Annotated in this window: 17 protein-coding genes and 1 pseudogene; 12 read left to right on the top strand and 6 right to left on the bottom strand. The window is 41.4% G+C overall.

Annotation, left to right across the window (positions count from 1 at the left end):
• The 5 genes and pseudogenes from H6G83_RS33525 to H6G83_RS33505 form a co-directional block, all read right to left on the bottom strand.
• Positions 1–2744, bottom strand: a pseudogene (locus tag H6G83_RS33525) (hypothetical protein); the annotation flags it as partial.
• Positions 2744–2986: a hypothetical protein gene (locus H6G83_RS33520; RefSeq protein WP_190480286.1), complete on the bottom strand. Its 243-nt coding sequence runs from the start codon at positions 2984–2986 to the stop codon at positions 2744–2746. The pseudogene H6G83_RS33525 and the gene H6G83_RS33520, both read right to left, overlap by 1 nt.
• A gap of 499 nt (positions 2987–3485) precedes the next feature.
• Positions 3486–3812 (bottom strand): hypothetical protein, encoded by a 327-nt coding sequence (locus H6G83_RS33515; protein WP_190480284.1) that lies wholly within the window; start codon positions 3810–3812, stop codon positions 3486–3488.
• Positions 3813–3983, bottom strand: a complete 171-nt coding sequence (locus H6G83_RS33510) for a hypothetical protein (protein WP_190480282.1) — start codon at positions 3981–3983, stop codon at positions 3813–3815.
• 44 nt (positions 3984–4027) lie between these two features.
• Positions 4028–4192 carry a hypothetical protein gene (locus H6G83_RS33505; RefSeq protein WP_190480280.1) on the bottom strand — a complete coding sequence of 55 codons (165 nt, stop codon included), beginning with the start codon at positions 4190–4192 and terminating at the stop codon, positions 4028–4030.
• 266 nt (positions 4193–4458) lie between these two features.
• Between H6G83_RS33505 and H6G83_RS33500 the strand changes: the two genes are divergently transcribed.
• The 7 genes from H6G83_RS33500 (at position 4459) to H6G83_RS35075 (ending at position 9035) form a co-directional block, all read left to right on the top strand.
• Entirely contained in the window at positions 4459–4824 is a 366-nt protein-coding gene (locus H6G83_RS33500; protein ID WP_190480278.1) for a hypothetical protein, read from the top strand.
• Between the two features lie 3 nt (positions 4825–4827).
• Positions 4828–5481, top strand: a complete 654-nt coding sequence (locus H6G83_RS33495) for a hypothetical protein (protein ID WP_190480276.1) — start codon at positions 4828–4830, stop codon at positions 5479–5481.
• Positions 5482–5657: 176 nt separating this feature from the next.
• Positions 5658–5852 carry a hypothetical protein gene (locus H6G83_RS33490; RefSeq protein WP_190480273.1) on the top strand — a complete coding sequence of 65 codons (195 nt, stop codon included), beginning with the start codon at positions 5658–5660 and terminating at the stop codon, positions 5850–5852.
• Between the two features lie 63 nt (positions 5853–5915).
• A complete protein-coding gene (locus tag H6G83_RS33485; protein ID WP_190480272.1) occupies positions 5916–6104 on the top strand; it encodes a hypothetical protein in 189 nt (62 codons plus the stop codon).
• Entirely contained in the window at positions 6097–6750 is a 654-nt protein-coding gene (locus H6G83_RS33480) for a hypothetical protein (protein ID WP_190480270.1), read from the top strand. Before H6G83_RS33485 ends, H6G83_RS33480 begins: the two co-directional genes overlap by 8 nt.
• Positions 6747–8810 (top strand): transposase-like zinc-binding domain-containing protein, encoded by a 2064-nt coding sequence (locus H6G83_RS33475; protein WP_190480267.1) that lies wholly within the window; start codon positions 6747–6749, stop codon positions 8808–8810. Before H6G83_RS33480 ends, H6G83_RS33475 begins: the two co-directional genes overlap by 4 nt.
• A 21-nt stretch (positions 8811–8831) precedes the next feature.
• Positions 8832–9035, top strand: coding sequence for a hypothetical protein (locus tag H6G83_RS35075; RefSeq protein WP_206759023.1), 204 nt, complete (start codon positions 8832–8834; stop codon positions 9033–9035).
• A gap of 71 nt (positions 9036–9106) precedes the next feature.
• Here H6G83_RS35075 and H6G83_RS33465 read toward each other — a convergent pair whose 3' ends face one another.
• A complete protein-coding gene (locus H6G83_RS33465; RefSeq protein WP_190480263.1) occupies positions 9107–9274 on the bottom strand; it encodes a hypothetical protein in 168 nt (55 codons plus the stop codon).
• A gap of 221 nt (positions 9275–9495) precedes the next feature.
• Here H6G83_RS33465 and H6G83_RS33460 point away from each other — a divergent pair, with 221 nt between their 5' ends.
• From H6G83_RS33460 to H6G83_RS33440, 5 genes are all read left to right on the top strand, one after another.
• Positions 9496–11154: a protelomerase family protein gene (locus H6G83_RS33460; RefSeq protein ID WP_190480261.1), complete on the top strand. Its 1659-nt coding sequence runs from the start codon at positions 9496–9498 to the stop codon at positions 11152–11154.
• Between the two features lie 331 nt (positions 11155–11485).
• Positions 11486–11710 carry a type II toxin-antitoxin system TacA family antitoxin gene (locus H6G83_RS33455; RefSeq protein ID WP_190480259.1) on the top strand — a complete coding sequence of 75 codons (225 nt, stop codon included), beginning with the start codon at positions 11486–11488 and terminating at the stop codon, positions 11708–11710.
• Positions 11711–11735: 25 nt separating this feature from the next.
• Entirely contained in the window at positions 11736–12317 is a 582-nt protein-coding gene (locus H6G83_RS36320) for a GNAT family N-acetyltransferase (protein WP_190480258.1), read from the top strand.
• A gap of 352 nt (positions 12318–12669) precedes the next feature.
• Positions 12670–13164, top strand: a complete 495-nt coding sequence (locus tag H6G83_RS33445) for a hypothetical protein (protein ID WP_190480255.1) — start codon at positions 12670–12672, stop codon at positions 13162–13164.
• Between the two features lie 609 nt (positions 13165–13773).
• Positions 13774–13944 carry a hypothetical protein gene (locus H6G83_RS33440; protein ID WP_190480253.1) on the top strand — a complete coding sequence of 57 codons (171 nt, stop codon included), beginning with the start codon at positions 13774–13776 and terminating at the stop codon, positions 13942–13944.
• The last annotated feature ends 523 nt before the right edge of the window (positions 13945–14467 follow it).

The following is a 14467-nucleotide window of genomic DNA, read 5'->3' as shown; positions in this document are numbered from 1 at the left end:
AAATGACGGTAGTAATCACCACGTTTATTTTTTAAAGCCATTGCCGCGAAACCAGTCAATGTCCTCCCAGATTTGTGTTCAAACGTGGTAGCATCAATCAATTGTTGACCGAAAGTTTGTAACATCCGAGTTTTTAAATAAGCTGGTTTCAAATGCGGCGGGATATCTTCACCGCTATGCTGTATTGCTTCCATCTCCGCATCACTTAATATCCTGGCTGCTGCTATCATTTCCGCCTCTTTTAAATCAATATTCCCCCAAATTAGTTTTAATTTATCGCTGATTTCCTTTGTGCCACCTTCAGGAATAAACTCTTGCTCAACAATGCCGTAACCTATTTCTTTTAAATGCTCTACTGTGAAATGACGTAAATATTTCATAGTCGCATTCTTGTAAGAAATGTTATCGACAAACAGCTTAAAGTGTGGAGATGACCATTCACCTTTTAGCGGGTTATAGTCGGTTTTTAGAGAGAGTATATGTTTGCTATTGGCTGCATAATTCCTCTGATAGTAATCATTGACTTCCTCTGGTGTAACTAGGTCTGGGTTAATTCCCCTGGGTGAGTATCCCTCCTCAGCTATCCATAGATAAATATCCTCAGCCCCCCTAACTCTATTGAGAAACTGTTTAATTTCTCTATCGCCCAGAATGCCATTACAAAAGGCAAATACACCATTGTTAAAACGTCTATTCTTAAGGCTAATCCCTGAAATAATAGAAGGACTTGTAAAGATAACTCTGTACTGTTCGGCTTTGATGTCTGACTGAGAAACGAACTCTTGTACATTCGGGTCGTCCATTGCGTCTGAGTGGATTTCTAATATCTCACTGGCGATTTCTGGCATTGATTGACGTACATATTCAGCAATGGACTTACAACCTTTTACCCCATCTTTCATGTCATCCAGTACAAAACAGGGTATGCCCTGTTTAACTCTATTTATTAGTTCATCTAATAAACCTTCTGGACTAGAAGAAATGTCAAGATTAATATCAGGTCTGGGGGGTTTATATTTGTTGATTATCAGCCTGACTGGTGTACCTGCGGGGGCAATTGCTTTGATGTAATCAATTTCTTTTTGAGTAATATCAGCACTCATGCAGATTGCTACACCTTTACCTGATATTGCCGCCTCAAAATGCGCCTCCAGTGTCGCTAGTAATAACGGGCGAATCCCATCTTTATTACAGAGTGAACCAAACAGAAAATCAAACACTTGGTCAGCTTCATCTAATAGTAAGATACCTTGATTAGACAAGTTTTTGGGTTCAAATTGGTAGGCACTCGGAGCGCAAAAAGCCGCTTTTTTCTTTTGCCCTCTACCGTTGATATCATCTTTGTAATTAATGGACAAATCACTACTCATTTTCCGCCCTAATGAGCGGCGATTGTGCCAACTGTAACAAGCCTCAGCTTTCTTCACCAAAGGTTTTACACTTTCGGTTTTACCTGTGGCTGTTTGGGAGATGATAATGTTTACTGTCCCCGGCTCAATCAAGTCGTTTAAAACCTCTCCCATGTGGGGAACGTCCACAATCCGGTAAGGTTTTTCTGTAATATGGGTTAATTGGTGGCGAATAGTTGCTAGGTGTTCTAGTTCCTGCCGCTTTTGTTTGGCAAGCTGTGCCGCTTGCTGGTCATTTTCGATTTGCTTTAATTGCACCTGGGCGATCGCTAAAAATTCTTCGCCACCGATGTAATTAATTTGGCTGTATTCTGGTAATTCATCAATATCGTTGTCTTGTTTGGTTATTTGACCCCACCAACCAAAAGTCAAAGACCATCCCCAAACAGCCAGTAATTCAGTCACGGATTTCCAGCGATTGATTACTTGCTGATTTTGAACGTCTCCAGCATCGGGGAAGATGACAAGGGTTTTATCGCCTCCAACTTGAGTTAAAGCCCTATCAAGGTATTGTTTTAAAAGATTGGGGCTATTGGCGAACTGCCCACCCGCCGCGCCGATGGTCAGTAAATTTAGCCTTTGACTGACTAAGAAGGGTTTTGTACCTGTACCCTCTACCAGTGCAATTCCAATAGGCTGGGCTGGGTGGAAGACTGCTAAGGGATTCTCTAATGTATCCCCTACTGTGATAGCTAGGGTTTGGGCTGGACTGCTGATCCACCTGTAGCGCCCACCCTCACCAGGATGATATAGGCGCAGTTGTAACGCTACTATATGCCCCTCAAAATCTCGAATTGGGCATAAGTAACCCTCACTGCTAACAATTAGCCTCATCGCGTCTTCTGTGACCCCTGGAAGGCGTTTGTCAAACTGTCTTGTTAGCTGTTGGTATTTGCTGACCGATTTAAACCCACAGGACGCAATTTCTTCTGGGCTAAAACCTCTGCGCTGTAAGTCAGCAATGAGAGTTTCATCCTGTGGCAGACTGTCTAAAATTTCTGAGTACAGCTGATGGCGTAAGCTTACGCTTAAAGCTCTTTGTTTCCTCTTATGCTGTTGCTGTTTGGCTAGTGCAACTCGTTGTGCTTTGCGTTGCTCCCACTCTCTGCGCCGTTCAAGAGTCCATTCTTGGCTATTGTCGGGTTTGAATGAGGCTGTGTGTCCATTGCTTGCTTTAACGCATACAAACCCATTAATTTTTTCACCTTTGGCTGCATCTACAAAAGTGTGGCATTGAATAAAGTCCAGGTCAAAAGCGTTATACCTACAATCTGCGTCAGTATTCCCGCATACTGGGCAAGGATTGTTTCTACCAAAGGCTTTTGCATTCAACATCATGCCACCTCCAAGCTTGCTTGAAGGTTAGGCAAAATAAAAATTGCTGAATTGCTTGTGTAGCCTGCTTTTTGAAGAAAATTAAGGCTTTTTGTTAATTCTTGCCTATGTATCGCCTTGGTCAATTTTGTGTAGTTCTGCCATTGACCCAATAAGGGGGATTTTGCTATAGTTGCTGATAAATAAGCTTTTTTGACACAGTGCAAGAGGGGGGATACTCTCGCATTGATATTTTGAGCCATAGATAGCCACCTGTTTAAAATTAGTGGCTCCAGACTTTGAGTTTTGCGAATTAATAGGTAAGCTTGAGTTAATAGAATTTAATTTTTTATTGGTTTGTCTGATTGACAATCTTTTGGCGAACGACTGCTAATCGTTCTTTGTATCGGAAGCTAACTCAACCTTAATTGGTAATTCGATACTCAAAAGCCTAGAGACTTTGTTGATCAGCTTTTTTTTGCTGATTTGTCCGTTTTCCAGTCTAATTTAGTTCAATGTTTGAGTATTTATAAACTTTTCGTTTATTCAACGATAGTCATCTTAAAAATTGCGCTCCATGATCTGCTAGATATAGGCAAATTCAGGATTTGACGGAGCGTAAAGAATTGCGATCGCGTGGCTTAACAAAGGTTTACGCGAGTAAGAAAGAAGTAAGAAAAAAATTTGTTACATAGCGTAATGTGGTTGTGGTGTAAGGGATGTGGGAGGCAGATCGGATCAGCCTAGCTGCGCGGTCGCACCTTATAACCCACTCCCACCATTGCGATCGCTTACTTGGTAGTAAGCATTAAAAAAATAGACCCCCGCTTTCTCGGAACGCTCTTGAGTGTAAGCATCATCAGCATTGCCCCAACCAATTTCTAAGGTCGTGGGGAAGATTAAGCCATCTTTGGCATAGGGAGTATCTGAAATATCGTCAATTTCTACCCATTCACATTCTGCGGCAACTTTCAAAACATCTTCTGGGGAAACAATTTTACCCTCCGCGTTTGTAGCCTGAACCAATTTCAGCCCTACGGTTTGTGAAAGCCATTGCTCTACTGCTTCATTCTTGGTTGCAACTGCCATTTACTCATACTCCTTTTTACAGTCTTCTAATAATTGTCTTTCGGATTCTCCTAAATGAGTTTCCCATCCCTGTTGGTAGATATGCTCGATGTCTTCTTGACTGGGACATTTCCCGCGTCTAAGTGCTTTTCTTGCCCTTAGAAAAGCCTCTGTGTAATCTGGTCTACTCATTTACTTTCCGTAATTGTCCACTGCTACAATAAGCAGTCTTTTTATCATGCTGTCTTCTCCTGTTCTGACTTCCTTTGTTCTGCTGCTTTTAAAATTATTTGTCTGCATAGCTGAGTAATAGGTATAAATTCTGACTTTGCCCAATCCTCTAAATAACGGAAGTCTTCATCCTCAAATCTAATTTGTACTTTTGGTTTACTAGAAGGCATGATGCTAGGTAATTAACTTAGCATCTATTATCCATCAGAAAACACTTGTGTCTATCTAGTGAACCTCTTGCTTGACAGGTGAACCTCTTAGCCACTATATTAACAGCATCAGCAATCGATCAACAACAAGCTACTGATTAGCGTCCTACGAGTAAGCCAAAGCATTACCCCATCTGGCTTTTAGCGATTTGACGCTACACATAAGCTAATACTCTATCGATTGCTACTTAGTTAATACCTGATTCAAATCGATTGTTATATGAATCATGAAACCTCGACGCTGTAAGCATTCCACCGACTTAGATTTATTTTTGGAATTTCCCGCCACCAAGACACATTTAGCTGAGTTATTGGGTGTAGCTCGTTCTACCCTTTGCACTTGGGAAAACCTAGCATTCTGGAGAATTGAATCTTTTCGCAACGCCTACCCCAAAGCCTTTGACGGAAGCATTGACCGAGAATCACCCCTGTCACCCTATCAAGCATGGGTTTTAAGCCGTGTAGGTCGGTTAATGGCTCAACTACGACGCGGCGAACGGGTCAAAGGGTACATTCTCAAAAATCAGCAGGATTTCAGTAAATATCGCTATCAGCAAGCATTCCAGCAACTACAGATAAAGAAAGGAGCGTAAATCATGGCTCGTACCGCCAAGAAAACAACCCCACCAGCAACAGACAGCAACACAATTACTGTGGCTGATGCTGCTGAACAACTAAAAACCACAGAACAAACCCTCAGACTGGCACTAATAGACATTCGCCCGGATGACTTCGATACAGTAAAAGCTTTGCCAACACTTGACTTTGAGGCAGTGGCTAAGAAATTAGAGCAACAGCAACAGCCACAGTTGCCAGCACGGAGCGAAAATTTAGAATCGTCTGAAACTCCCACACAGCAAGCCACTCAGACAGCCACAGACCAGCCACAAAACGCCCCTATAGTACCCCAGGCTTCACAGCAACAGCTAACTAACCCTACCCAATCCCCAACGCCCAATGCTGGCTTATCCCTGGTGGAGATGGTAGCCAAGCAAGCTACTGAGGAAATCACCGCCGTCGATGGCATCTTACAAGTGAGAAACGCCCTTGTACTCAATAACTTGGCTGTGAGGGATGCAGAACTAGCAGAGGGCATCAACCAACGCTGGCAAGGTCAAAAACAAAGCTATGTAGGGGTGATTCGAGACTTAGCCGGGCTAGCCCAATCTTCACCCCAATTCACCCCAGACACTACCGATATCAGCGCAGAGATTAACGATGTACTGGGAAAGTTGAAAAACTTCGCATAGTCAACGCTTTTCTACTTCCTCTCGACGTTCTCAACGCTGGCTTAGAAAAAATATTCAACCTGATCCATTGAGGTAAATATGCTCAAAGTTTTTGATAGCTTCAATAATCTTTTGTGTGCAACTATCAACGCTCTTTTACAAGGTAATTACGCCAACTACTACTAGGAGCAACAATCATGAACACTCAACCACTACCAGAACTTATTGCCCAATCTCAGGAACTACTATCAGCTATCCGCAAGCATCCCCAGTTCCAAGGGTTACATTTTGATTGTGATGTTTCTATTGGTGATGTTGTTCAGTTTTTTAATTTTTTACAGTACGAGACAACAACTAATGTTGTAAATTCCCGTGAAGGCTTTACCCAGTAGTAAAAAGCGGTTGCTAGCTCAACCGCTATATTTGTTAAATTCTCTGACCTCAATCATACCATCATGGATGAGTTAAACCGCCAAATTGAGGACGCTAAAACAGACCAGCAAGAACTAAACCAAGTGCTAAAAAAATATGATCTCGATGAAGCCTTAGCACTTGAATTTAACGAGATTGACAAAGCATTCCGCCAATTAGAAATACGTTACCAGTCGCTGATCAACACTAGAAAGTTTTTAAACAATGGCTAGAATCGACACCACAAAAACAGCCGCCCAAACCGTAGCCGAAAAGGTAGCAAAGGGTAAAAATGGGAGTGCTAACGCTACCACTGCCAGCACTACCACAGCAATAGATACTCGCATCCCTGGATTGTTGAGCGTTACGCCCGATTTAATACCGGGAATGATGCCCATATTTCACCCAGAAAAATATCAAGTAACTGATCCCCTTAATCCTTCCGAATCAATACCACAGGCAAAAGAAGCCCAATTTGATAAGGGGATGCGAATCTATGAAGGTGCTACTAGAGCATTGAAATTAACAGGAGCCGCCCTAGACCTCACCCGTGAGAAATTTACTGTAGTTGGTAAACACGCTAAAGCCATCGGCTCCGGTATCCAAGCTGCTACAGAAATTGAGAAAGTGAGAGGTAATTACATTGATTACTTGTCACAGAAAGAAGTTACCGAGCAAAAATCAGTAACGTTAGATATCAATCAAAACAAGACAATTGCTGATACAAATATCGCCGTATTTACCAAGGATGAGTTAGCCCAAAAACTCAAACAAGCTGAGGTAAAGGCAGAAGAAACAAGGTTAAAAACCATTGAGGTAGAGGGTAAGCTGTCCAGCTTTAAACAACAGTTGGGTGATTATCTGGAGGTAGAGAAATGAAGACTAGTTACAGTGTTGGCTTAGGGCTTTTGGGATTGGGTATTGGTTTAGCGGTGTCTACCTCCAACATAGACAAATCCAAGCTGCTAACTATGGCGGCTGTTGGTGCGATTCCTGCCAGCTTCATTACACATTTAATTGTTGATACCAGAGCGCAAAGATTAATTAATGCTGCTGAGGACAAGTTAAAAAATGCTGGCAGGAACTTACATAAAGTAATTGGTCAGTGTCAATCATGCGAACATGAAGCCAATACACTTGTTAAGCAGTTGATAGAGGTAAGGGAAGAACTCAAGGAAGCAAGGAATACTATCAATAATCTGGGTCAAGCCAAAATTGAAAGTAGTGTGATGATTGCTCATCTAAATTCAAAGCTAGATGAGTACCAAACTAACTGGGATAGAGCGTGTAGAGATCATCAGTTAAGCCTTGATACCATGAAGAGGTTAGAGGCAGAGCTTACAGAGTGGGAAAGTACATTCCATGCCCAAGTAGAGGCAGAGGCTAACAAGCGTTTTCAACTAGCCAAGCAAACCGAGTTAGAGAAAATTTACTCAGAACATGACAGCATCACGGCTGAAGCTATGGCACTCTTCCGCCGTCTACAGTCGTGGGGTGAGAAAGTAGCTCACGGGCATCAGAGCAAGGCAGAAATTATTAAATCTCTGGCATCTAGTTACAACGAAAATTTAGATGAAGTATCAATTGCAATTAACGCCGAACGTCAAAACTACCTTGAACAAATCGAAATCTTAAACATCAGAATTAGTCAACTGCAACAACAACTGCAAGGTGACTTGATAGAACCCGTTTATGGGGAGTTTGGTTTTGATGCGTCGGGACGAATAGCTAATGCGATCGCTCAGTGGTTATGGTTCCAGAAGCAAATACCCTTGAGAGTCACAGGCATAGATGAAACTGACGGCGTAGTGACGGCGGGTTATGCTTACAGCCGCAGTCATTCCCCAGAAGCGATCGCCAAACTAATTAAAGATTGCTCACAAGAAATTACCCGAAACTTGGGAATTTACAGCATTGAGTCAGCCAAAAAACTGGCTGTTACCGATTGCCTTGTGGTGAAGTACAGGCGCGATCGCCCAGTGCGAAAAGCGGATAAATCAAGTCTTTACCGCAGTCAGCCAGATTTCATTAACTATTTACTCAGCCAGCCTATTAGGTGGCGAATTGTTGGTGAGCCGGGAAGCGGTAAAACTCCCACTGTTTTAGTTTTGATGTCACATCTGTTAAAACGTGGTTTTCTCTGTGGCAACACCCCCAACGGTAAAAAGTTGGATTATACAGAGTTTGCTTTCTGTAACCCGTTGGCAGGTATCAGCGTGAAAAATTCCACTGATCTAGACTTCTGCCTACGCTGGAAAGATGCCAGTAGAGGTTTTAAGGGCTTGGCTGATGAATACGGCAGGCGTAAGCATTCCACTAACTCACAGTATAAAGACTCTGTAGGTTACATCTGGATTTGTGACGAATTTGATAATGCAATTGATCAAGTGGGGACTGAAGGTGGTAAGCAGTTCAAGCAAGTCTTAAAAGATGGTGGGCATATCAATATGGGGGTGATGATCATGGGTCAATCTGGGATGGTCAGCACCACCAAAGGGTTAACCATTGACGACCAAAAGATGTTAACCAATGTCTACATTGACCCGGTGAGCATTAGAACATTTCTCACCCAGTACGGCGATCGCTTCTACAGTAAATCGGCAGTAGAAAAAGCACTGGCCACACTAGAGCAAATTGAATTAGAGATGGAGGAAGCTAACGAGATTATCTGTGATACTGCCAGAGAATTGAGAATTGCTATGGTGACGGCTGACCGTTCCCCCGTGTTCTACCAGTTGCCTTACTTCGATAGCGTCGATATTGATTTAGCCAGTTATCAAAACTCAGTAAACCAGATTGAGGCGATACGCCAAGCCAAGCCAACTGTTACCGCTTTGGCTTGCCCTGAGTGTGGGAGTCAGAACATTAAAAAAAATGGGCGATCGCAGAACAAACAGCGCCTACAATGTCGGGACTGTGGTAAAAACTGGTTAAGTTAGATAGCTCCTTTTTTCAAGAAATTGAATATGTTCTATGTTTTTGAGGTTTACTATGTTGAAAATTCTTGCCACATTCATGAGGTATTGGCAGAAAATGAATTAACCCACTACGGGTTTAAGCCATTCGAGGCTTTGTTCTCATCAGGCGATGCTGATGAATGCTGGGAATGGATATATACCCACCATCCAAGCGATACCATTGATCTTGAGTATGGCTTTCAATGAATACACTGATTTCAAGCGTAAGCCCATCGCCAAAAATTAAGGGTAGGTTCATCGCCTACCCCAAGGTTTATTTAGAATGGAGCGTTACCAGTTTTGGCTGTGTACCCCAGATATCCTTGCCAGTATTCGCCGTGAGTTTGCTTTGGTGGGAGTGCGATCGCTGCGTCAAATTCGCCCGATGCGTAATCATTTTGGATATTGGCTTTTGTTGGGGCTTGAGAAATTGTTAGAGTAGTCATGATTAAAAAAACCTTTTTGTGTGTGGGGTGTAGATTGCACCCCATTTCTCTTTCCTTTAATAATATAACACCCCATTTCACTAATAAGCGAAATAGCTTGCATAAAAGTTACTGATAGACAATTCAAACACACCCCATTTCTTTTTATGGTTAACCCCTGTTTGTTAAAGAAATGGGGTGTTATAATAAATGCAGAGACACACAAAAAGGTTATAAGTTTTATGGCAAGGTCAATACAGGCAATTCAAGACAGTTTCGCTCATTTACCCGGTAAGGACAGAACGAAAGCAATTCGTAAGCAAGCGGCGGAATTATGGGAGAAACACCATAAATTAGTGCCTTTTATGCGTGATGGGTACGAAGTCGAGAAAAAATCTTTTATTACTACTAACGGTCGTCAGGATGAATGTATTAATTACATTTCAATGGTTGAAGGTGCTTTAGAACAGCAAAAAAACCAAGTGGTAGAACCTACTGTAGAACCCACTGTAGAAGCTACAAAAGATTTACACTTTGATAATATTCCTGGCTTTAAATTTACCCAGGTAGTAATCAAAATTGACGGAAGTTTGTATTGGCAAGGTACGCACGAATCAGGCTTGCAAACTCAAAAGCATAAAGAGTTAGACCATGCTAAAAAAGCGGCTGAATATTATCTCAAAAACAAGCTAAAAAATTGGAATCCGGTTGTAGAACCCACTGTAGAACCAAATATAGAACCCGTTGTAGAACCAACTGTAGAACCAGTAGTAGAAACACTAGCACAACCAACAGTAGAAACTGAATACAGCGACTCAGAAGCCGAAAGAATGGCGATCGCCAAAAAACTCTACTTTGCAACTGCTGATAAAGACGATTTAACAGGCTTGCGAGAATATCAGCTAAACCTTTGCAAAACTCAAAAATACTTCTTACCAGAGTTTGCAATTTTAGTAGCACGTACAAGAGTAATCATTGAAGATTACGCTAACGCTAAATCACCAGAGGGCAAAGCACACCCCGGCTCAATTCAAAAAATCAGAGTTGAGATAATGCGCTATTTGGCTGGCATTATCAAGCCAGAAAATGATAAATTTCCCCCAGTGAATGACCGCACCCTAGAAGATACATTTAATGATTTTGATACGGCTGTCAGGGGTGCGTTTAGTGATATTGGTGCAGCTAAATACAAACTGAATAAAGCTAGGAGTGAAGCGGCGGAAGAGGATGTTAGAGCAATCAAAGTCTTACCCTACATTAGCTGGGCAATCGATACGGTCAACAATCTCCCCCAGTCAGCCGCCAAATGGAAAGAAGTTGCGATCGCTGTAATGCTCCTCACTGGCCGCCGTCAATCTGAAGTAATGAGTAGTGGCATCTTTACCTATGTTGACGATGCTCACGTAATTTTTGAGGGTCAGTTAAAGCGTCACGTTGCGGAAGTTGTAGCACCGGAGAAGATACCCGTACTAGGTAAAGCGGCTCAAGGTGTGGTCAATGCTATAGCTTGGCTAGAGAAATTCAATAAGCGTACACTGCCAGAGTCGAGAACGGTTGAGGCTATCCAAAAAGCGGCTAAGGTTTCTCATGATAGATGTTCGCGCTATATCGCTGAAACAATGGCTACCCTGTGCGGTTTGTGCCAAATTACCAACGGTAAGGAATGGGTAGTCACAGAAGGCAGTAAACAGGTGAATAAGTTCAAAGGGCATTTAAACCGCCAGATTTACGCTCAAGTTTGTTCTGGGTTGTTCAACGATGTTAATGAGTCCAAAAAACGGGCATACATCAGCCGTATATTACTTGAGAACCGTGACGCGGCTTTGAGTTATGACCGCGACATTGAGATTCAAGATATCAATGCTTTAGGAAAATTGTGTGGCAGTTTCAGAGATGAGTAGTTAGCGATCGCCTCTCTGGCTGTAACCCTACACCCAAATTTTGCCATAGAAGTAGTTGTCCAACCCTGGGAATGGGTTTTATCGTCGCTTGGTTTAGTTTCACCTTAAACACTTCTAAGCATATATAAGTTGATAAACTTGTCAAAATCCTCTAATATAGCGCAATATAGTTTTGAGTATAGGTGGCACAACAAAACATTTGCTCTATACTAGAGCTATCTAGTATGGCTACAAATACTGGTTTGTAAAAAATAGGATGAAAACAATACTGTTACAACCAGTAATTTTTAAATTTTTTACCTAGCCAAACTTTTACTTAGGAGTAAACAGTATGTTGTATTTAAAAAGTCCTCATGTTCGCCTAAATTTTTTGCAGAAAATAATTGATTATTTTACTTCTACCACAGTACAAGTATCACTACAGGATGAAGAGCAAGAAGCTCAACCATACAGAAATGATGCTTGGGTATTATCACAAACAGATGCTAAAGCTTTTTTAGAAGTGATGGATAATCCACCTGCTCCATCAAAAGCTTTATTGTCAATATTTGAATAACGAAAATATTTAAAGATAATAACTTGTGGAGCTTAATATTTGTGCCTTAGAAGAAACAGGGCATACTCGTAGTAGTCTAAAAAAAATAGACTTTAATTGTGGTGACAAAAAAGAAGATAAAGAATTAAGTAAATATCTAAAACAACTTGCTTGGAAAAATAATGAAATTTCTATTGCAAGAACTTTTGTTGCTTGCGATATAGAAAACCCAAAATGTATATTTGGTTACTATACAGCAAGCATGAGCTTAATTGAAGTAAAAAATTTACCTGATGATTTGAAAGATAGTCTTCCTGGTTATCCTATACCAGCAATGCTTATTGGTAAATTTGCAGTAAACAGATCAGTTCAAAGAAAGGGTATTGGCAAAAAGCTCATAAGACACGCTTTTGAAAATGTTATTGAAATTTCTAAGAAAGTAGCTGTTTATGCAGTTATAGTTGATGCCAAAAATAAAGAAGTTAAAGAATATTACATTGAACAAGCTGGATTTTTAAGTTTAATAGATAGACCACTATCTGTTTACATACCTGTAATATCCATAAAAGAAGCTCAAGCAAACGCTCAAAAAGCTATGCAATCTCAAGAAATATCGAGTATTAATTAAAAATAACCCTTCAGCATAATTTTATTATCTATCCAACTATTTAAAGCTCACGCAAGTATTCCAAATATTTAACAATAGTCATTAGTTACAGAGGTCATAGCGATCGCCCCTCCGGCTGTCGCCAGTCTTCACCACAAAGCCGCCGCACGGGTGGCTTTATTTTTGCGCCTGTAGACAGGGTAGGGGTGAGTAAATGGGATTTTACGCAGTAAGAGCGATCGCACCAAGCATAGGCTAAACCCTTACGACAACCGCAAACTAGGAATAAAGATTGATGAGGTGATTAACTTAGTTAAACTAGTTTCCAATGGTTTAAGTATCATTTAATATTTTATTAAAAGGACTAAATTTCATGAAAACTAGCACATTAATCATCTCAATAGGTTTGTTCATAATAAGTTTGATGTCTTCGGAAGCTATAGCACAAAAGGCGAATACGCAACCACAATTATCTAATAATAAAACCTTAAATTGCGTCTTGGGTAAATTTGTGAAACTCTTCGACTCTAGGACTCTTCTTTGTAGAAGAGAAAACTCTGAATATTCAGTGTTGGACAAAGTGTCACTAGAACGTTTTAGTAGTCTGAATGGAATGATAGAAGCGTCTATTACGATGACATTTTACCGGGAGGACGGCATTAAATTTGTGGCTATTGGCGAGTATGACCCAACCTGTGACCCTATAAAAAAATGTGTTGCACTAAGGAATAGCACAATGTTCACATTGAAGGGAAGGACTTTTCTAAATTGGGAAGACAAGCCAAATAAAGAACTAGTGGAAAAATATAGGAAAGAAATTTCGAGTTTATTAGATACTCAAAATGAACCTCATCTAAGAGACTTTTAGAAAGTTTATAATTTTGTCTGTAACACTCTTACATAATTGAGAGGATTTTATATTTTTTATCCCGCATACCCCATCAGTAAATAGTTTGGGTGGGGCTAATTTTACGATTTAAAGTGAGATTTGGTTTAACCACATTGATCAGCATTGTTATCCACAACAGGTTGACAAACTAATGTTGAGCATTTGGATTTATTGAAGATGAACAAACAGGAGAAAGCGATCGCCCCCTAATCGCCCACCCCTAAACAATATTTGCCATAAACAACGTAGCCGCCGCGTAGGTGGCTTTTATTTTGCGCCTGAGTGCAGGTGTAGGGGGATGGGTGGGGATTTTATGGCGGAGGAGCGATCGCGCCTTTGTAGGGCATTGTGGAAGGGTTAAATACTGCTAAGTATGGTTGTGGCTGTGATTTATACAGAATTGAGAACGGAAGGACATCAAAATTTGTCCCAGAAAAAACCGGACACGCAAAAACGCTATAACCTATGTGTGACATGGCGTAGACCCACGGAAGCACATGGATTTTTTATTAATAAAATAACTACTTGCTTGCATTCTGTAAATTACTTAGGCTTTCTCGCATAACGTATAAAAACACTCACACTACTTTGATAAGGGAAGATACGGCGAAAGGTGCAGCCGTCTTTTTTCTGGGGAATGGGGAGGCGGCGATCGCTGTACTGGAAGTATTCAAAATCTACACTCTGAGTTTAGAGAAGCGGCGGCGGTTGGTGGGGAGTGGGGAATGGGGGAGACGCGGCGTTAGCCGCCGTCGTTGAGCATCGTAGATGCCAGTCCAGGGTGAGGGGAGTGGGGAGAAGGTATTGGGGACTGGGGAGAGGCGGCAATTTGGGTGCGATCGCTGGCAACTTAAATCTGATATGGGGTGCAGTCAAGTTGTGCAAATATAAGTTAAGCAGTAATGGGGTGTTAAGTAAGCAGTACAAAAAAGTTGGTTATACAAAAATGGGGTGCTGATATGTTGTGCAGATATCTAAGAATTGCTGAAATGGGGTGCAAAAAATCAGAGGTCACAGAACGATAAAACAGTAATGGGGTACAGATATGTTGTGCAGATATCTAATATTTACTGAAATGGGGTGCAGATATAGGGTAGAAATCGCCATATCTGCGGAAATGGGGTGCAGATATGTTGTACAAACATTCTATTCTACGCAGAAATGGGGTGCAAATATGGGGTTTCATGCAGACATAAGCTGAAGCACATCGATTTTATGCAAACATGGGGTGTGCCGCAGGGGTATGCACAACACCCCACTCATCGATGAGTGGGGTGTTGTG

The organism is Anabaena azotica FACHB-119, assembly GCF_014697625.1.
Classification (GTDB): Bacteria; Cyanobacteriota; Cyanobacteriia; order Cyanobacteriales; family Nostocaceae; genus Trichormus; species Trichormus azoticus_A.
This window is presented reverse-complemented; position numbering and strand designations above follow the sequence as displayed.